20 protein-coding genes and 1 pseudogene are annotated in these 20186 nt (G+C 37.6%); 10 read left to right on the forward strand and 11 right to left on the reverse strand.

Going from position 1 to position 20186, the window contains the following annotated elements; all coding sequences use genetic code 11:
- Positions 1–140 precede the first annotated feature (140 nt).
- The 7 genes from RBB45_RS18765 to RBB45_RS18795 form a co-directional block, all read right to left on the reverse strand.
- A complete protein-coding gene (locus RBB45_RS18765; protein ID WP_306010153.1) occupies positions 141–1013 on the reverse strand; it encodes a ubiquitin-activating E1 family protein in 873 nt (290 codons plus the stop codon).
- Entirely contained in the window at positions 1006–2007 is a 1002-nt protein-coding gene (locus RBB45_RS18770) for a cell envelope integrity TolA family protein (RefSeq protein WP_306010154.1), read from the reverse strand. The genes RBB45_RS18765 and RBB45_RS18770 overlap by 8 nt, the downstream gene beginning before the upstream one ends.
- Positions 2008–2036: 29 nt before the next feature.
- Complete coding sequence (locus RBB45_RS18775; RefSeq protein WP_306010155.1) at positions 2037–2744, reverse strand: hypothetical protein; 708 nt, start codon at positions 2742–2744, stop codon at positions 2037–2039.
- A gap of 4 nt (positions 2745–2748) precedes the next feature.
- Positions 2749–3243, reverse strand: coding sequence for a hypothetical protein (locus tag RBB45_RS18780; protein WP_306010156.1), 495 nt, complete (start codon positions 3241–3243; stop codon positions 2749–2751).
- 9 nt (positions 3244–3252) lie between these two features.
- Positions 3253–3579, reverse strand: a complete 327-nt coding sequence (locus RBB45_RS18785) for a hypothetical protein (protein ID WP_306010157.1) — start codon at positions 3577–3579, stop codon at positions 3253–3255.
- 61 nt (positions 3580–3640) lie between these two features.
- Positions 3641–4747, reverse strand: a complete 1107-nt coding sequence (gene dnaN / locus RBB45_RS18790; RefSeq protein WP_306010158.1) for a DNA polymerase III subunit beta — start codon at positions 4745–4747, stop codon at positions 3641–3643.
- A gap of 107 nt (positions 4748–4854) precedes the next feature.
- The gene (locus RBB45_RS18795) at positions 4855–5847 is read right to left on the reverse strand and encodes a Rad52/Rad22 family DNA repair protein (protein ID WP_306010159.1); all 993 of its coding nucleotides are present in this window, start codon (positions 5845–5847) and stop codon (positions 4855–4857) included.
- Between the two features lie 386 nt (positions 5848–6233).
- Here RBB45_RS18795 and RBB45_RS18800 point away from each other — a divergent pair, with 386 nt between their 5' ends.
- From RBB45_RS18800 to RBB45_RS18815, 4 genes are all read left to right on the forward strand, one after another.
- Positions 6234–6506, forward strand: a complete 273-nt coding sequence (locus tag RBB45_RS18800; protein WP_306010160.1) for a helix-turn-helix domain-containing protein — start codon at positions 6234–6236, stop codon at positions 6504–6506.
- A complete protein-coding gene (locus RBB45_RS18805; protein WP_306010161.1) occupies positions 6478–7911 on the forward strand; it encodes a hypothetical protein in 1434 nt (477 codons plus the stop codon). Before RBB45_RS18800 ends, RBB45_RS18805 begins: the two co-directional genes overlap by 29 nt.
- A gap of 184 nt (positions 7912–8095) precedes the next feature.
- Positions 8096–8386: a DUF4258 domain-containing protein gene (locus RBB45_RS18810; RefSeq protein ID WP_232288033.1), complete on the forward strand. Its 291-nt coding sequence runs from the start codon at positions 8096–8098 to the stop codon at positions 8384–8386.
- A 30-nt stretch (positions 8387–8416) separates the two neighbouring features.
- Positions 8417–9658, forward strand: a complete 1242-nt coding sequence (locus tag RBB45_RS18815) for a DUF3854 domain-containing protein (protein ID WP_306010162.1) — start codon at positions 8417–8419, stop codon at positions 9656–9658.
- A gap of 206 nt (positions 9659–9864) precedes the next feature.
- On the opposite strand, the gene RBB45_RS18820 is transcribed toward RBB45_RS18815, so the two are convergent.
- Positions 9865–12828: a Tn3 family transposase gene (locus RBB45_RS18820; protein ID WP_306010163.1), complete on the reverse strand. Its 2964-nt coding sequence runs from the start codon at positions 12826–12828 to the stop codon at positions 9865–9867.
- 148 nt (positions 12829–12976) lie between these two features.
- Here RBB45_RS18820 and RBB45_RS18825 point away from each other — a divergent pair, with 148 nt between their 5' ends.
- On the forward strand, positions 12977–13552 hold the full coding sequence (locus RBB45_RS18825; protein ID WP_306010164.1) for a recombinase family protein: 576 nt from the start codon (positions 12977–12979) through the stop codon (positions 13550–13552).
- 249 nt (positions 13553–13801) lie between these two features.
- On the opposite strand, the gene RBB45_RS18830 is transcribed toward RBB45_RS18825, so the two are convergent.
- Positions 13802–14254: a hypothetical protein gene (locus tag RBB45_RS18830; RefSeq protein WP_306010165.1), complete on the reverse strand. Its 453-nt coding sequence runs from the start codon at positions 14252–14254 to the stop codon at positions 13802–13804.
- Between the two features lie 361 nt (positions 14255–14615).
- Between RBB45_RS18830 and RBB45_RS18835 the strand changes: the two genes are divergently transcribed.
- The 5 genes from RBB45_RS18835 (at position 14616) to RBB45_RS18855 (ending at position 18514) form a co-directional block, all read left to right on the forward strand.
- Positions 14616–14918, forward strand: a complete 303-nt coding sequence (locus RBB45_RS18835) for an N-acetylmuramoyl-L-alanine amidase family protein (protein WP_306010166.1) — start codon at positions 14616–14618, stop codon at positions 14916–14918.
- On the forward strand, positions 14851–15858 hold the full coding sequence (locus RBB45_RS18840) for a spore germination protein (protein WP_306010167.1): 1008 nt from the start codon (positions 14851–14853) through the stop codon (positions 15856–15858). Before RBB45_RS18835 ends, RBB45_RS18840 begins: the two co-directional genes overlap by 68 nt.
- A gap of 14 nt (positions 15859–15872) precedes the next feature.
- Complete coding sequence (locus RBB45_RS18845) at positions 15873–17018, forward strand: Ger(x)C family spore germination protein (RefSeq protein ID WP_306010168.1); 1146 nt, start codon at positions 15873–15875, stop codon at positions 17016–17018.
- Between the two features lie 433 nt (positions 17019–17451).
- A complete protein-coding gene (locus RBB45_RS26375; protein WP_371931621.1) occupies positions 17452–17967 on the forward strand; it encodes a hypothetical protein in 516 nt (171 codons plus the stop codon).
- Between the two features lie 106 nt (positions 17968–18073).
- Positions 18074–18514, forward strand: a complete 441-nt coding sequence (locus tag RBB45_RS18855; RefSeq protein ID WP_371931622.1) for a hypothetical protein — start codon at positions 18074–18076, stop codon at positions 18512–18514.
- 1053 nt (positions 18515–19567) lie between these two features.
- Here RBB45_RS18855 and RBB45_RS26380 read toward each other — a convergent pair.
- Positions 19568–19840 carry a DUF421 domain-containing protein gene (locus tag RBB45_RS26380; RefSeq protein ID WP_371931623.1) on the reverse strand — a complete coding sequence of 91 codons (273 nt, stop codon included), beginning with the start codon at positions 19838–19840 and terminating at the stop codon, positions 19568–19570.
- Positions 19841–19974: 134 nt separating this feature from the next.
- Positions 19975–20186 (reverse strand): annotated as a pseudogene (locus RBB45_RS18865) (phospholipase D-like domain-containing protein); the annotation flags it as partial.

Consider the following 20186-nt stretch of genomic DNA (forward strand, 5'->3'; position numbering starts at 1 on the left):
ACCTACTCTAATAGTGAGACATATTAATCCAAATTACCTATATATTTTATTACAATTTATCATTCAATTAAACTAAATCTTGGAAACAAATAAAAATCCGTCTTTTAAAAGACGGATTTTAGAATAAGAGAATCATTATCTCAATGACTCTGTGTATCTGTACTTCTCATATAACCACGCTTTGCATGGAAAAAAGTAATATGAGAACTTATTATTTTGTCCTCGATTAGCTGTGTAAGAACGTTCAAAACTGCAAGGGCAGCAAATTTATTGACAATGAGTCGCTGCGGCTCTGATGCTGTTAGCTCCGTACATGATAATTCACTTGGTCTAATTTCGTCTTGGTCGTTAAGGATATCCGGAAAGACTTCTGCTACAGGAGCCTGTTTAAAAAAGTTAAGATTAACCCCCGTGACGACTTGCCCGCTCCAACCACTATTTTGAAAGGCTGCTAGCTCCTCTTCATTCCATTGTTCTTTAGGCCTTTGTTGCCAATCTTTAGGAACAGTAGCGTTTTCGTTGCCTGCATCAATGTAAATACAAGTATTCAATTGTTTAAACAGATCATGCATGACTTTACGAGTAAAATTATTATCTACGGTTCCAATAATGATAGGTAGATAAAGAGTATTGTAACTCCTATCGCCTGTTTCAAGATATTCTACTGAAAAAAGATTTCTCAGGTCCTGTGTGGTTTCTATATATTTCTCGCTATATGAACCAATATCTAAGTCATATGCAGCGGAATAGCGACGAGCTAAAACATCAGCCTTTTTTAGGCCTACCTCATTGGGTAGAAAGAGTTGATTCCCTAAATTCTTCTCCTCAATTACATCTGGATCAGCGATGACATAAGCAGCGCGGATCTTAGAAGTGCTGAGGAGTTGAGCTATGTGTTGCACTAGGTATCCGCCCGTTCCGCCCGTTCCTAGCTGACATATTAAAGGATAAATCTCCTTATATTGATACCAATTTTGCTGCGCAGCAGATAATACATTCACTGTTTTACTCATTTTGACTCACCACCTCAATTTTATCCATATCGAATTCAGGCAAATTATAAAATGGCCACTCAAACACCGTTTCGGGATTTACTTCCTTATGACCATGAACCTCGGATATAAATTGGCGGAGAAATAACTGTGGAAAGTAATCTTGCGTTCTCCCTATTATCCCATAAAGCATTCCAGGCACTCTTTCAGACTCGTTATCTTGAAAAGAAGGGGTAGGGTGCATAAAGTGATGGGAATGAATCTCAAGCACTTTAAATGCGTCTCCTAAGCGTTCAACGATTCCTTGCCCTGTTTCAGTTACAGTCACCCAATATTTATGGACCTTCTGGTTTGGAATATCTAAAAAGAAACTCGCTGAATTAACATCATAGTAAATGTCTCCATGTACCTCTAGAGATAATTCACCATAAATACGGGCTATTGCAATAAAATCTCTTAGAAGAGAAAAAGGGATTTTCTTATTCAAGCTAAAAAGAGATTTAGAAAAAGCGCTATCTGTTGATAGCACTTCCTCCATACAATTTCCCTTCTTCTTTGCCTTCATAGTGATTACTAAAATGTTTTTTTCCTTTAGATAGATGATCTCTGTATGACTTGCAACAAGTTCTGGATAGTCTTTCTCCATTCTTTTTCTGAGCATTTCCGGTTCTAAAGGCTTTCGTTCTGGGTCAGATCCCTTCTTAGTAACGAGTAACCCTTCCGCAAGTTCTTCTGGTGTAAAATATGATGTAATTTCAATTGATTCACCATAATGCCGGATAATAGTTTCCTCATTCACCTCAAACTTAGCTTCTTCAGCCTTCTTTGCAGCAGCCTTCTGGTCACTTTCCTGTTTGGCCTTTTCAGAAGCTTCCTTAGCCTTTTGACGAAGTTCCTCTTGCTTTGCTTTCCTTTCTTCCTCGGCTTTTGTCCGACGTTCCTCTGCCTCTTTCTTTTTCTTTTCTTCATGCTCATCCACTAAATTAAACATTGAGAAGATATCTGTTTGTTTCATTTTTCATCACTCCATAAATTTTTTTTAGGTTAAAAAAGGTCTCCAAAAACTTTATTAGCAGGCATTAGCCATTCATCATCAAAAGGTTTGTTTTGAATATCATCAATTAACTTTTTGAACAGATGAATTCCCAGTGTGGTCCTAACTCCATGATCCTCATTGAAAGGAGCAGAAATAAACCAAAGGAATGCTCTTTCTAGGTTCACTAAAGAATTTATTTCTAGCCGCTCATTCTGTCCCCAGCAAACAATCCCATTTTCTTTACCAACATTCGGATAAGGAAATATAAATAAAGGGGTCTCATTATTGACCGGATTACCATTGTTTAGAACTGCATACAAACGCATTTCCTTAATCGTTAGAATTTCTTCGGATTTTACTACCAGGTACTGTACCACCATTCGGGGAAAACCGAGGGTATAAAATGTATCTGGTTCATTTCCATACCGAATATCCCATTGCTTCATAGGAATCTCCATCGTGACACGTTCACTTGTTTTTGAGGTATTCGCAGAGTATCGAATTGTTCCAACGGGAAGAGGAGGGGTACTGTTTTCATGTTGCCGCTCCCCATCTGCATCTAAAAAATTTTCTGGTTCATATTTCAATGCATGTAAGAGATCCTCTATCCTTAAATAAAACGGCCCTTTCCTTACTCCATTATCATTAATCTGATGAGCAAGTACGGGGTAAGTGGCATTTGTTGGACAATCGGACACTTCAAATTTCCATCTCATTAAATTACACTCTCCCTTTTTCTAGGTTTAATAGTTCAACTATTAGACTCAAAGCATCTGTATAATCAATGGGTCCATCATTTTCGTCTATAATCAGGACCATTCCTCTTTCAATCGGATAAATCTCTCCAAATCCGGAATACCAGGCTCCCATCGAATATCCACCAATAGACCAGGTTTCAAAAGTGTCTATTCGATCGTCTAAGATGACTAGGACGGCTACACAGTCAAGATAAGTAGACGAAGCTCCCGCCAGGTCAGTCCAGTATTTTTTGTCTTGTTCTACATCCTCATTGTCCGGAGGATAAAACTCATACTCTTCCACTAACTCATGAATAGCTATCGAGAAATTTTCCCAAATTGGATCAAAAGAAAAATCGTGAGTAACCTTATAATGGGTAAAATTCTTCATATCCACCCCAGAGTCATAAGCGATCTTTAATAAACCAAGATTATTAAGAGTTGTCTGCAGCATATAAAAATCATCTCTAGTTTCCATCAGTTCACCTCATATAAACGGAAAGGGAGAAGCGACTCGTAATTTAGGTGCTATTACCACCCTCGAGATTTTCCACCCCAAACTCAACATCCGACTATATGGATGATTAGGATCTATACTTATTTCTCCGTGCATATCCTCATCCGTAATTGCATTTTCCAACTCGTTATAAACGTCAATAACATCATCAAAAGAGAAGGCATCAAAGTTAATACCGCTTATATCCGGTCTATTGATAACCGTCATTAATACATAATTTTCATTTGACTCGTTTGAAACTTTATCAACCTTTTTTTCTTCCAGTACTCGGGAGAAATGATCAAAATTCAATTCCATATTTTCCAGTCCTCTCTATAAGAGAAGGAGCGTACAGTCAATACACACGCTCCCTCAATGATTAGTTTGATTGCAGTCTCACTGGCAAAATAAGTTGGAGTTCATTTATTTCCTCTGAAAGAGGCTGAATCACAAAAGGACTCATTCCTCCATTAAAACCAATTGATATACTTTTAGATTCAATGGATTTAAGAGCATCTAACACATATTTTGCAGAAAAACCAACTTCCAAGGATTCTCCCTCAAAGGATTCATAAGCAATTTCTCTTGAACCTTTGGCAGTATCTCCAAGTGCAGCCAGCTCTACGAATAAGCCATTAATGCTCAACATGACTATCCCTTCTCTGGAAATCGAGGACAGCATGTCAATTGAATCAAAAAACTCTTCTCGATTGATCACCAATTTCTGTTTAAATTCCTTTGGGATTAAACGCGAAGTATCTGGAAAGGTTCCATCTAGCAATCGCGTATAGTAAATGGTATGTCCATTTGCAAACGCAATGTTTAGTTCAGTCGGAAACACCAATACCTCTGTGGAAAAATCAAAGGATTTCAGCACTTGTTCGAGCTTTTTAGCATGTACAGTTACACTCATGGTTTCTTCGGAATGACCAGTCGTCACTTTCCCTAATCGATGGCTATCAGTCGCAACAAAATTATTCCCATCCTTACTAAATGACATATGTATGCCTTGTAAGATTGGCCTGAGTTCCGAGCTGCTGGCAGCAAATGACGTTTTGTTGACAATGTTGAAGAATTCCTTCCCCGAGAAGATGATAGGGTTAGAGGTTGATTCTACAGCTACCTTGGGATAGTCCTCAGCATCCATAACACCGAACTCTAGCCTTGTTTTCGTCGTCTCCTGGGACACAATGACCTTTTGATCTATAAGCTCAAAGGATATACTTCCCTTCATCTTTTTTGTTACATCGAAGCAATCCTTAGTAAAAACTGCGCTTCCTTCAGACTCAATGTTAACCGCGCCTTCGTCTAGCGGAACACGATGGATAATACTTTCGGTTCCATCACTGGCAGTAAACAGAAGGCAATCCGCCTTTGCCTGGACTAAAACTCCAGCTAAAATAGGAATGGAGCTTTTTGTATTTAATATTTTCTCTATTTTCTTTACGGTGTCTTGCAAACGATCTTTCTCCATTTTGAATTTCATGTATTAATTTCTCCTCTCATATTTACAAAAAAGTAATATGTTTGTTCATAAAAAAAACGATAAAAAAGAGGGGAGAAGTCCCTTCTATTTTATCGTTGTCTCTCATCTCAAACGGCCTGTTGGGAATTCCCTTCCGGTACCAATTCGAGAGTTTCTTCTGCTATTTGTTTACTCATTTTAAAGTAAAGTGAATGGATGCTTTCCAATTTAACCTTACAAGTAATCTGCGCATAATAAATCATGTCATCCTCATTTAACCCCAGCTTCCTACATTCGGTTACATAAAAATTAACCGGCAACAGAACCTGGTAAAGTTTTCTGAGCTCCTCTGTTGTAGCAGTACCAAAATTTATTGATTTTCCCTCATTTGCTTTTTTCAATAATGGGACTGGAAAACCATTTGGTATCTCTAAATACTCACAAAGCCGCTTAACCCGCTCCAAAACCATTTCCTTTTTCTGGTCTTCTGTTAAGTCTTGCTCTTGCTGGCTAGGCTTCCGATTGTTGTTTTTACTTTCTTGACTCTTTTTCTGCTCCGGTTTTTTCGTTCCTTTAGGGTCTTGCTGCTTTTGCATGGCAGCTGGTAAGGCCCAGTTAGGAAGGGTAGGAGGATTGAAGTAACCTTTTAATTGCTCCTGCTTACCGCTAATCTTAAATTTACCGAAAACACGATGTTCACCACTGTCCTGAAGCGGTACCCAAAACTTTGGGAGCCCATAGAGATATCTTCCAATCTTGAATTGGACAGCAGCTCGTTTCAGAGCATTAGAGTGACCGCCCTTTACTCCTTCAATATCACTGACCTCAGCTGCATCGGTTCGAGTAATCCACTCGTTGCCAATATAAATGGACAATCGGCATTGAAATGCCTCTTTACCTCCAACCTCGATCTTATCGAAGTGACTTTGCCAATGAGTTTTACACACATCATCAAGTCGATTCATTACCGAGCGCGAATCAATGTACGGTACCACTAAAAGCTGTGTTCCATTTTGTCCTCTTGATGCACTTTGAACCCTCCATTCAATTTCCTTAGGTTCAAACGGCTCAGCTAATGCCTCCAATAAAGTTTCTGGATTGACACTACAATTGCTTGTCATTAAAAAACACCCTTTCCCAAGATTTTGATTCCTCTCTCCTGTGTAAAAACACAAAAAAGGCCTCGGGCAATTTGTAATAAACAGAATAAAAAACTCTGTCATTCACAAAGAGCCCAAAGGCCTATAATGTATTCATTCACCGCACACTCAAAAAGTGGCTCATTAAACATAAAAGAGAAAAATCTAAATTTATTATAGCGTAATCTCCCAATATTAAAAAGAAAAATAGTAATCTTTTCATCCATATCCTGATTATGTTATATTTATTGGTATCACAATAATAAATATAAATGGAAAGCAAGTACTGCTCATACCCGTCGAATGAAACTTCGAATAGGTATGAGCTTTTTTACTTTCTAAGCACTTATATGAAGGGAAGAAATCAATTGATAACCAGATTAAAAGATGTTGAAATCAAGTCTGATTTAGATCGTCTAGTCCTTCTAATTAAACATTTGGGGATTAAACAATATGAATTTGCCAGGGAACTTGGTTATAGCGCTGTTTATGTTGAAAGCGTTATAAACGGACGCTCCCCTTTGACAGCAGCTTTTCATAAGAGAGTAGATTCTTATCTAAATCGAATAGAAACGGAGCGACAAACCTTTGCAGAAAAAGTGTCTAGTTTTTTTGACGAAGACTATCCAAACGATAAATGAAGTTGAATATGTTGAGTTAAAAAATTTCCTTCAAAAGTTAGATCTTGAATGCTGCTTCTTTGGACAAAGAGAGGAATATGAAACATGGTACGAGAGGGAAGGGGGAGATGAGATAGCCTTACTCATTTATGATGGGGAAGAGGACTATTTCAAATCTACGCTATATAAAAGGCACGAAGATGTATTCATACTCTGGCTGCATTCCGAAACGCCTACTAAAACCAATAGCAATCATATAAAAGAGTTTACATCCTTTATTGATTTATTTGATTTCCTTGAACTATCGTCAACAGGTGAATCAATACCTCCAGAGTTTAAGCAAAGAGTAATTGAAAAAAGAAAACCAAATCGAAACTCAAAAAATCCTGTTCATAGTGAACCCAGCAGCAAAGTTCCTAAACCGAAACAGCAGAAAAATGCCCTTCAAGAAAAGAAAGCGGAAAATCCCCCTAAAAATGTTGTTGTTTCGGCAGACACAAGTCATATGCAAAACAGAGAACAAGCTGAGAGGGAAAAACCCGCTAAAAAAGACGAAGAAGTAAGTCAAAATCAAGATGATTTGTACTACAAACGCTCACGAGATTTGCAAAAACAGTTATTCATTAATTACAAGAGAAATGAACATAAGATGATCGGCCTGTGGTCACCGGTTCATCGAACTGGAGTTACTTCGTTAACCATCAATTTTGCTTTCTTTTTATCAACACAGAGAATATACACTGCTGTTTTGGAGGGATTAACCGAGCATCATATGTTAAAAGATTGGCTCCTAAGATATACAAAGGTGCCAGAAAATTGGGTGAGTTTTTCTCAAGCCATTCATACAGATGGAGCAGCAGGCGATTCTGATTGGACCTATAAAGATGTGAAATTCCTTCCCCTGGATCAAAGCGATATTAAATTAAAGTGGAATGCTGCATCCCTTGAATCTTATATGACTACAACAAAAATTGTAGATGTTACCCTGGTTGATATGCCTACGGGGAAAATGTCTGATTACTCCTTACATTCACTTCAGTATTTAGATGAACTTTGGATATTAGCAGACGATGCATATCAAGAAACTCTATCCTGGAAGAGTTATATCGAAGACATTACTAAACACTTAAAAATCCCCATATATCTCATTTTTAATAAAACATATGAGTTTTCTCAAACGAAGCGGCTAGCCAAGGACTTATCAATTCCTTTATTAACTTCCTTACCAGCTATGCATCAAGAGGTAATGAAGAATTATTATGAAGCAGCACCCTTAATTTCTAATGAGAATGTTGTGAACCAATTGACAGTTCCATTTACAACATTGGCAAAGCACTTATTTGGAAAAGACTTTGAGGTGAAAATGATTAATTTAAATACATCTATGACAAAGAAATGGATGCGTTTTTTTAAACAGTTGAAATAGTCAATATTGTCATGGTACATTAAATCTATATTATTTCATTTGGATTTTTTGCCACTTAAGTGAGCGGTCATGAATAAAGCGGTCTCTTGGACTATGACGAGTGTTCCAAAAAAGGAACATTACTTTTCATTGTCTTTGGGCCGCTTTTTTCTTTTTTACAGAAAAGGAGGAGAAGGGTTTGAAAATGAAAGACATAAAAAAAGCATTAATGACTAATCAGATCCGCCTGGGAAAACACACATTCCTGCGAATGGAAAAGCGTGGTTACACAAGGAAAGATATTATTTCTTGTATTATGAGTGGGTCCATCGTAGAAAAGCAGACATATAACAAGAAGCCCCGAGTCCTAATTGAAGGAACAGACTTTGATCAACAGCCAATGGCTGCAGTTATTGGGTATGATGATCAGCTGGAAAGTCTTATGGTGATTACTGTTATGCCACCCTTATCCCACAAGTTTAAAAGAGTAATTTAAAAGTAAAAACAGAGAAAAGGTGTGTATGTAATGTCTAACTTGAGAAGAACAAAATTAAAGGACTGGTTTGAGTTTTATCGAGAAACTTGCCCGGTCTGTAACCACCGTGGTGGATGCATGATTAACAGTAAAGGTGACACTGTTGTTTGCATTAGACATGAAAGTGACATCCAGTTTTCAAAAAACTTTCCATCATGGATTCACCGATTGCGCGAAAAAAGAGAACGGATACCCGCTGAAGATGCCGCCGGTACTTTTATTGAAGGAAATGAAAAGGCAGCGGCTGAAGAGTTAAACAGGGTTTTCAAGGAACTTATCGATTGTACGACTTTGTCAGATGCTCATTATGACCATTTGTCTTCGCGCAAAATGCTTAAAGGAGAAATTACTTTAAGAGAGTATCGCTCGTTTCCAGCTAAACCGTGGAATGTTGTAAAAAGGATTTCAAAATCATTGCAGGTAGAGTCCTATAAAGGCATTCCAGGCTTTTATCAAACTAATTATGGCTGGTCCTTGTCAGGAAGGGAAGGAATCCTCATTCCTTATAGAAACCAGTTTAATGAGATTGTGGGCTTCCAAACACGAATTGACAACCCTCCGAATGATGTAGAGGTTTCAGTTGGTTCGATACCAGGTCTACAGGCCCGAGTCAAACAACAGCCAAATCTTGTTCAAATTATGGTGAGTGGTGAAATCATTGAAGAAGTGGAACTAACGCTCAATAAAAACCATATGGTTTGTTTTGAAAAGGGAATTGGATTCGTAAAATTGGTGAGAGGTCAACGTTATTTTTGGATATCCTCTGCAAATAAGAAAAATGGAACAGGTGCAGGGGATCCAATGCCCGTCCATGTTGCGGTACCAACCAAAGACTTAGCTAACTGGACTCCAGGAGTACTGCATAAAGCTCCATCCGTTTGGATAACAGAAGGAGCTTTAAAGGCCGATATTGCTGTTGAACATATCGAAAAAGTTTATAGCAAAGAAGAGCTCACCGAGATTGGTACCACTTTCTTGGCCATCGCGGGTGTAAATACATGGTCTAGTGTTATGCCTATCCTGAAAGAGATGGGAGTAGAGCGTGTAAATATTGCTTTTGATATGGACTCAATGGAGAATCCCCAGGTTGCTTATTATCTAAAGCAGTTAGCGCTCGCCTTAAAGTCTGAGGGATATGCTGCGAACCTAGCAGTCTGGTCCTCTATTGACGGAAAAGGGGTGGATGATACCCTTTCAAAAAAAAGGTTTCCTACTCTAAAAAAATTATTTTGAGTTCAGTAATAAGGAGAATGTTTTGTATGACATAAGAGGTATCGCATTCGAGGATAAAGTGATTAATATGTCCATGGAAACAAGTAACGAGAAGAGGCTATTGGCAATGTAGTACAAACTTATATTATTAAGGGGGTAGCGTCAGGAAAATGCGGATTTACAACGTTAAGCAAATTTTCCTGACGCTTACCCTGTTTTTAACAACGTTAAGAAAGTTTTAAGGGTCTTAAAGAATCTAACGAGACCATCTTCTCCGGACTAAAATGGTATTCCCCTAGTAAATTAATATGCTCCCAGCCTAAAGGAGACATATGGTGTAACAAATCCTCATTAAAATTCCCTAAACCCTTTTGGTATTCCACTGCTTTTGTCAGATGCAGCGTATTCCAAACACTAATGGCATTGATAATTATGTTTAATGCGGTAGCTCTTTGTAGTTGGTGCTGTATCGTTCGCTCCCGAAGTTCCCCTTGCTTCCCAAAGAAAATGGCTCTTGCGAGACCATTCATTGCTTCTCCTTTATTTAAGCCTTTTTGAATCTTTCTTCTCAAAGATTCACTAGCAAGGTAATTAAGAATAAAAATAGTTTTTTCGATTCTTCCCATTTCACGTAAAGCTGTGGCTAAACTATTTTGTCTAGAGTAGGAGCCAAGTTTCCCCATAATAAGTGATGCCGATACCGTTCCTTCTCTTATAGAATGAGCTAATCGTAAGACATCTTCATAATTTTCTTTAATGATCTTGATATTTATTTGGCCACGTAAAATAGACTCTAATTTTGGATACTTGCTTGCCTTTTCTAATGTAAACAGCTTTGAATCTGACAAATCTCTTATTCTTGGTGCAAACTTAAAACCTAAAAGGTGAGTTAATCCAAAAATTTGATCAGTATAGCCAGCAGTGTCTGTAAAATGCTCTTCTATATTTAAGTCGGTTTCATGATGCAATAATCCATCTAGGACATGAATTGCATCTCTTGAATTGGTATGAATAATTTTTGTGTAATACGATGAGAACTGATCGCTGGTAAATCGGTAGATTGTTGTACCTTTTCCGGAACCGTAATGCGGATTTGCGTCTGAGTGTAAAGATGAAACGCCTACCTGCATTCTCATTCCATCTGACGAAGAAGTTGTACCGTCACCCCAATAGGAAGATAAGTCTAGCTTGTGATGAAAGTTTACTAATACAGCTTGTGCTTTGCTCATGGCATCTTCATGCATTCTCCATTGAGATACATTGGCAAGTTGTTTATATGTAAGGTCAGGCGTTGCTTCAGCCATCTTACTTAAACCAATATTCAATCCCATTCCTAATAGGGCAGCCATGATGATTACCGTTTCTTCTTTATCTGGTTTACGGTTATTTGAGGCGTGAGTAAATTGTTCATGAAATCCAGTTATATGAGCAACATCCATGAGTAAATCGGTTAATTTTATCCTTGGAAGCATCTGATAAAGGCTAGCACTAAATTTTTTAGCTTCCTCTGGAATATCCTTCTCCAACCGTGCAATTGAAAGCTTTCCTTTTTCAAGCGAAACTCCCTCTAGTTTATTCCAATTGTTAGATAACCATTTTAGCTTCTCATTAAGGCTATTGGTCCTTTCTTGGATGTAGTCTTCGAACGATAAGCTAACTGATAATCGTGTACGGTCTTTGTCTTGGTTCCATGTATCTTGTGAAAACAAATATTCCTCAAAATCTCTATATTGTCTACTGCCTGAGATAGACACATCACCGGCTCGAACATGCTCTCTCAATTCCGTTAAAACAGCCATTTCATAATAGTGCCGATTGATTGTACCGTCTTCTTCATATAAATGCCTTTTCCAACGATTTGAAACAAAATCTACAGGTGCTGCTGCAGGGACTTTTCGCTTTCCAGAATCGTTCAGACCTCGTATAATCTCAACCGCCTGCAAAAGTGGTTCGTTTGACTTTGTTGAACGAAAATCTAGAACCTTCAATAGTGTCGGTGTATACTTTCGAAGGGAATAAAAGCGCTTTTGGAGTAAATCTAGATAATCATAATCCACAGGTCGGGCTAGTTCTTGAGCTTCTTCTACTGAAGTGACAAAGGAATTCCATTCAATGACAGACTCTAAAACCTCAAAGACATCTAATCCTTCCGTTTTAGCTTTTATTAATGCTTGTCCTATGCTAGAAAAGTGTATGACTTTTTCATTTACCTTTTTACCATTTCTTTTCTGAATTTCTTCTTGAGCCTTTCGTCCTTTTGACAGCAAGCTTAGTATTTGTCTATCATGAATTTCAAAAGCCTTATCTGTTAACTCCTCAGTAAGTTTCAATAAATATACGGTTAGAATTGTATAACGTTTGTTTTCTTGAAAGTCACGAAAAGCATAAGGTTCATATCTTGAACCTAATCGAGAAAACTGTAAAAAGCGATTCCGGTGTAAATGATTAAGCTTAGCGCTTCCGAGTTCCATTCCTCGAATATATTCAAGTCTTTCTATTACTTTTAAAAATGTCTCAGGAGAAGGATGACCTGGTGACTCCTTTAACCAACCCAAAATTGTTTTATTGGTTTCAGATCGATGCTGAGATGTAATGATTTCTTCAAGCTTTTCTTTTTGATCATTTGTTAGAGATTGACTCACGGTATTAAATATCTTCTTTTCGGCCATTGCACGAGCTTCCCATACCATCCTTTCGAGTGTTGTAATAGCAGGAAGTATAACTCTATTCTTTCTCAAAAAATCTATGCTCTCATGTAGTAAATGAATGGCATCTCCATTTTCTAATGCTAATTGATAAAGGTGTTTAAATGTCATTCGATATTCTTTTAGAGTGAATGTTATAAAACCATATTCGTTCCGAATCTCTTTCATGTGATCCCACAATGTATTTTCTCTTTGAGGATAAAGACCAAGTGAAGAAGGATCTGCATTGATCTGTTTTGCTATGTATCGCAAAACCGAATCAGGCATGTTTTTAATGTGTGTATATGACCAGCCTGGATATCGAAGAACAGCTAATTGCACTGCGAACCCTAATCGATTTTCTACTCTGCGTCTTTTATTAATAACTGCCAAGTCATGATTAGAAAAAGTATAGTAGGTTCCTTCAATCAAATCTTCTTCCGGAATCTCCATTAGAAGATTCCTTTGATCCGTTGTAAGTAATTCTCTTCCTCTTGCCATTTTCATCAGGTATCAACTCGTTTCAATATAATATTCAATCAATTATGATAATTATATATCAATAGAGTGTACTCTATTGATACAAGTATAGTAGACTGATAAAATCATAGTTAAGAGTGTCTCATAAGACTTGTCTCAAAAACGAGGTGAAATTTTGCAGAAAATCGGTTATGTACGCGTCAGTTCGACTAGCCAAAATCCTTCAAGGCAATTTCGGCAATTGAACGAAATTGGAATGGATATTATTTATGAAGAAAAAATTTCAGGAGCCACAAAAGATCGTGAACAACTTCAAAAAATGTTAGAGGATTTACAGGAAGGTGACATTATTTATGTTACAGATTTAACTCGGATCACTCGAAGTACGCAAGATTTATTTGAATTGATTGATTTAATACGAAATAAAAAGGCAAGCTTAAAATCACTTAAGGATACATGGCTAGATTTATCAGAAGATAATCCATATAGCCAATTCTTAATTACGGTAATGGCTGGTGTTAACCAATTAGAGCGAGACCTTATTCGTATGCGTCAGCGTGAAGGAATTGAGCTCGCAATGAAAGAAGGGAAGTTTAAAGGACGGTTAAAGAAATATCATAAAAATCACGCAGGAATGAATTATGCAGTAAAGCTATATAAAGAAGGAAATATGACTGTAAATCAAATTTGTGAAATTACAAATGTATCTAGAGCTTCTTTATATAGAAAGCTATCGGAAGGAAAAAAATAAGCATTCATTACTTATATTAAAAATTTCCGGGGATTGTGAAACAACGTACCTAACCAAGCAGGCTATTTCTATAAGGAAGTATCAATATTTGTTTATCTAACTAGGCACGATCATCAAAGGGTTCCGAGTACATTTTAACGGAGATATACGCTAAACTCAGATTTAAAGCAAGGCTGTATTTTTCGAGAACACTTTTAAAAAACAACCTTAGTCACAAAGGAAGGTTGTTTTTATAAAGTCATGGTCTAATTAAAACAATTGCTGTCCCAAGAGCATACTTGGGACTGAAAAGGCACCAGCAGGTGGTAAAACATTAGTATATATGGGAGGTCCCAAACGGGTTGTAAAGGTTGTAGCAATCCAATTTCCGTATTCACCAGCCAGCAAAGAGGGAGGTTTCATTATAAACCGTCCACTTAAAATGAAATGCCGAATGCTTATAGCGGTCTCATCAAATATTGTCAAGTTGCCAAAAAAGGAGGCATATGGTGAATCGAAACTTATTTGTTTAGAGCTTTCGTCCCAATACCCATTAATCGGAATAGGTATACCACGAAAATTAACTGTACCTACTACTTTGTTGTCTACAATGGAATCAATGGTAAGTATACCTCTAATAATGGATCTCCCCGCAATAGAAGCATCAATCCCCCATACGGATGGAAAGGGGATACTAACTTTGGCTGTCTTTGGAATTTTCAAAATTAACCTCTCCTTGATTATTTTATGTATGGATTGAGTTGTATTTAATCATAATCCTGTAGTAATGATACAGTATATGCACAGAGAATCACTTAGGTGTTTTGTTAAGAAAGAAGCATCAATAATCAATCAGCCTACTGTCTAGATGAACAAGAGTTTGCCTGACCCACGAAAAATATGGAACATTAATTGCTGCTCATACATATGGTCTCGCATTTGGAAAATTTCTTAGCTTTAAAATAAATCATCTGATTCAATGAAATGTAATGCCTATCATCACCTATTTTTATATGTATCTCAGACGAATTCCTATACCTCCGTTACTCTTCGATCATATTTTATTTGTACGAGGTGGTGTAAAATGTTTAAATTATATTTAGATCCTGGTCACAGGAGAATGGACCCAGGAGCTATTGGCAATGGGATGCAGGAAAAAGAAATTACCTTAAATATTTCCCATAGCATCCGAAATCTCTTGGAAAACCATTATGAAGGCCTGCAAATTAAAATGAGTAGAACAGCAGATATTACGCGCAGCTTGAAAGAACGTACAGATGATGCGAATGCTTTCGGTACGGGGGCCAAAGGATGGATTTGTGGAAGAAGTGGGAGTCAATGTGGCGTTAATTCGGAAACGAATCAAATCAACCAGCATGGTTTATGAAACGAAAAAAGTAGGCGTTCGCACGAAAACAACCGTTGCAATTCTTTACATGCGTGACATTGTTGGTCCTAAGATTGTTCAAGATGTAAAGAATAAATTAGATGATCTTCACATTGACGGAGCGTTTAGCGCCACTCAGCTAGAAGAATTAATGGAACCGACAAAAGCATTGTTTCCTTTGATGGGGTATACAGGCAGAGCAGACTTTACCGTGAACTGTATGCTCAATGGGCGTGTAGCGTTGATTGCGCCTGCCAATTTATTTTTGCTTGTGAAAGCACCCGAAGATATCCACTTTACTGCTTTGGCAGCTACATTTGGTCAAACGCTTCGTTTACTTGGCTTGTCCGTATCGCTACTGCTTCCTGCATTTTTTGTTGCCATTCTTTCCTATCATCAAGATCAGCTGCCCTATTATCTACTTGCCACTTTGGGGATTAACCGGTTGGGAATCCCTTTTGATGTGGCAGTTGAAATGTTTATTGCACTTCTCTTCTTAGAAATCCTGCGGGAAGCTGGTATCCGATTGCCTTCTGCGGTCGGCTCCACGGTAACGGTTGTAGGAGGACTTATCCTGGGGGATGCGGCCATTCGTGCTGGATTCTTATCCCCAGGTATCGTTGTCATCGGAGCAATTACACAAATCTTTGGTTCAACTTTATCGAGCCTATCATTGGCTGGAACGATTAGTACCTTACGCTTTTTTCTTTTCATTCTGTCTGCCACGCTTGGCATTTATGGCTTCTTTCTTGGATTATTTATTGTGCTCAGCCATTTAGCCTCATTGCGTTCATGCGGCTTGCCTTACTTGGCCCCAATATCACCTCCATTTAAAGACTTGGCCAACGCTTTGTTTCGATTACCTTGGCCATGGCGAAACACTCGACCGGACATGTTGAAGACACGAGATTCTACAAGGCAAGGGGACAGGCATAAATGAGGAGATATAAAAGTATGGTTGCACTTTTCCTTCTTCTCACCCTTACCGGTTGCTGGAGCAGATATGAAGTGCAAAACATGAACTATGCTACGGCTGTTGGAATAGACTATGTCGATGGCCAATACACCTTGTATGTGCAATTGCTTGATTTCTCGACAGTGGCCAAGCTGGAGGGACAGCAAAAAGCGGAGCAGCCCCCGGTTTGGGTGGGCAAAGGCGAAGGTTCCTCGTTTACGGAGGCGGCAAATGATTTGTACAGTACATCACAACAACGCTTAAACTTGGGACAAATCTCTGCCATTTTGTTCAGCGAGAGATTGATGAAGGAAAACAAAGTCGGAGAAGTGCTGGAATTGATCAACCGTTATCGTGAAATAAGGTACTTGGCCTGGCTGTTTAGCACAAGAGAGCCGCCTGAAGAAATCTTGCTGGCAACCCCATTTTTTAGATTTTCGCCAAATGCATCCATTCTTCACAATCCCGAGCAAAATTTCAGACAGCGTTCTATCCTTGCTCCGGTCCGCCTGCAACAATTTGTACTGGACTCAAACGAAAAGGCCAGAACCAGTTATATACCGGAATTATCGCTTCGCAAAGGTCAATGGCAGGAAAGTAATAAACCAAAAGAGCTGCTTAGATATTCTGGCATACATGTATATGATCTACGCAATTATTATGGACGAATGGATCTTAAGGATTTGTCGGGAATGCCCTGGCTAAGTACTCACACGATCCGAGTACCTCTTGATTTGTTTGCCGAAGAAAAGCTTGCGGCTGTTCTTGTCGCAGAAAAACCCAAATATGAAGTGACTCCTATTGTGAAATTGAACAAGGCGTATTTCGATATTTCAGTAAAAGTAAAGGCAGGGATCAATGAATTGCATACGGACCTTACCGAAAAGGAACTCACACAAATGGCTCAGGAAAAAATAGAGGAGCAAATCCGCAAAACGTATCAAACTGCTTTTAAAGAGGGTATAGATATTTACAATTTGGGCGAATCTTTGTATCGCAAACATCCACATCAATGGAAGAGCATAGCCACAGGAAAACAGCAACTCGTTTTAAACCAAGATTCCCTGCGCCATGTAAAGGTTGAGGTGAATATTGTTTACCCTGGAGGATATAAATTACATGAACATGGTGAATCCACCTCGTGATTCTGGCAAGTGAAATTATTAACTCACCTTGCTTCTTCTGCTTAGCGTTGGGGAAGCAAGGTTTTTGTTTCCCAAAAAATAGTTTAACGTTGTAAATCCGTATTTTCCTGACGGAACCCCTTCAGGTTTTTATCAAGTTCCTCAGCTTACCTGCTCTTTATCTGTTTGTTAAGAACGTTTTAAAAATGCCTTTATACTTTTAACACCGGCCTTGTTTGCAAAGGAAATTTATACTTGCAGAATGCAACATATTTATCCGTTTGGAAAGAAAACAAAATTTATTTTGTTAAATGAGACAAATGCCTAGTCTAGGGACATAAGTGAAACATACCATAGAATTGTAAATTGGTTTTAAAAGGTATTTAACCTCATTTTACACGCGATATTGCTTCTTTTTTTAGAAGTGAAAAAATTTAAAAAGGGTGATAAAAAAATGGAAGCCCAAACGGAAAACTATAAATATTTATTGGGATGGTGTACCGACATTTATGTTCATTGGGAAAGTGTGAAACCGAAGTTCTCAAAACTCTTTGACTTAAGAACTTTAGAGGAATGGGAAGAGACATGGCGTAATTTAATGAGTAAATTACAAAAAAATTTAACAGTAGACTCTGAGGACTTTGAGTCAGCTACAAGTCTGTATGAACAGTGGGAGGTGCTATACAAAGAAGCACATCCAAATCTAGAGGGTAATGAATCCGATGAGAGAGAAAATTCGGATCAGGATTTGAAAAGTGAAACATTAATGGCAATAAAGCCTTTTGTTGATTATGGTCTAAAAGAAGTTGCTCTTACTTCCTATAAACATGCGCTAACTGAAATTGCCGCAATGGCCTACCTTCTGGGAAAAGGCTTTGATCAACAAACAGCTTATAAAACCGTTGAATCTTGGGAAGTAAATGAAATGTTCGAAACCGAATATGGAAGATTCAAAATGAATAAATATTAAAATAATTTATTAGACTTTCTTTCTTTTTTTAACACTCTGATGTATAGATAGAAATTAAACTTTAAACTCTTGTATTTATGATTATTACGAAACGAGGAATCAACTTTTGCAAACTGCACAGAAACTCATGGTTAGTATACCTTTTCCATCAAAATGGGGTATTTCGGCTTCTATAGCCGGTCGACCCATTATTTGGGGAGTACTCATCATTAATTCTATTACAGGTAATAATAAAGTATCTGGTACAATTAATTTTCGTGGTACACCTATTCAAATTAATGGGTATTGGGAAGAAAACACCAAACAAATAAGTTTTGATTCACCATATGCCTCATTTTTTGGTAACTTAATTATATTTGATGATCCCTCGATTAGAATTCGTCATTTCGTTTTAAGTGGACGGTTTATTATGAAACCTCCCTCTTTGCTTGCAGGTGAGTACGGAACTTGGATTGCTACAACTGATACAGCACTCACTGAACCTCCTATATATCAGATCGGCGTTCCTCCTGCCGGAGGCTTTTTAACATCAGATATCCTGTACTAAATCACTACCCTCCCGTTACACTATGGTAAGATATCTTTATATATATCACATATATTAGGCGCACTAGTCCGTTAATCCACTTGAATAAATTATTTTTGTGTCACCCCGAATAATACTCTTTTTTAGATTATGGTAATGGTTTCACATCAACCGGTTTTTAAATAGTATTTAGGAATGGATTCATTTTGACAATCGATTGTCCCCTTATCCATAAAGCCGATTATTTCTCGTAAGTTGAGGAAAAATCGGCTTTATTCATGACGAATTATGCTTAGCGTATGTTTTAAGCGCTTTTTGTTGGTGGGATCCCTTATATATAAAATAGCCTTATAATCAAAACGGTTGCTATATTTCATTGCTAAAAACTTTTATTGATTCCAAATTCTCTTTAAATCCAATGGAACGAATACCTTATTCCCATGTATCTCCCTATGTATGATAGGATTTGAAAAGCATTGATCTAAACTTAACCCTTCTTTTTTATGCCTAGCTCTTATAAAGTCTTCGGGTAATCGCATAACACTTGCTCCTTTTATATTTTTTATAAAACAACTCTTGGTAAGAAAGCTTAGTTTTTATTCGCTCTCTGTAATATACCAAGAATGTTGCGACATAAAGCTTAGAATTGTAATTTTTACGAACGTGTGCTTCAGTTATTTTTTTTTATGAGACTGGGCTTGTTTGTTTTGTTGTCTTACTTGTTGTTCATTATTTTTGCTTGTAAACTCATTTCCTTATTGTTTTTGTGCTCCTTGCGTACTGCCTTGGGAAGCTTGGCTTCCATCTTGGGCTTATTGCGGTTCTTCTTGTTCGATTTGTTGAACGCGTGGTTCAACGCTGTGTAGAACGGATTGAGTGTGTAGCCTCTTGGTAAAGCTGCTTAGCTTGTTGATTGCAAATGTTTCGAAGCTAGCCCTGTCTTTACGTCATTTTTTACTGTTATAAATAACGCCGCCTTTAATTTTTACTTTATTAGAATGATGTATAAGAATATTTTTTATAACTTCCAATTTTATCCTGATTTTAAATGACCAAAAACCCACAGTTATGTAATTATATGCCCAATAAGAGAGAACGTGTCGATTTATTTTTTAGAGTCAAGAACTCTATCCCCAACATGAGAAGCGTCCACAATCCGATGGCATATAAAAAGTGAAAAATCCCTACCTTATTTTCATAAATGGTATTTCCTAAAAAATCTCCAAGCACTAATACAAAAACTAAGTGAAACGGGGTTAACTGAGAGATTGATGTTCTACCGGTTATGATAATGATAAAAAATAAGGTGACAAAACCTACTATGACTTTGATTGTCAGTAAACCCAAAAAACTTCACCCAAAATTTATTCCTCCATTTTATATTTCACTCGATTTCAAAAATCCTCATGTTTTAAAATATTTATATTACAACATGTAAGCTAATTAAAATCAGAAAGATAAATAATACCGGTTTTTTCAACTTATAATAATGGAGAAAGCACGCGAGCACCCTGTTCAACAATGCGCTCGGTCAGGGATCGTTGCAACAAGTCTTCAATTCTTAATGGTAAGAATCAGTAAGATCCCTCTCGAACTGCTCTGTGAGTTCCCTTGCCACATCAGCACTGTACACGACTTGACACACCTCATAATTCAGGCGAAAACTTCTCATATCATAGTTTGCTGAGCCTAC

The sequence above is a fragment of the Bacillus sp. MMSF_3328 genome (assembly GCF_030733525.1).
Taxonomy (GTDB): Bacteria; Bacillota; Bacilli; order Bacillales; family Cytobacillaceae; genus Bacillus_AB; species Bacillus_AB infantis.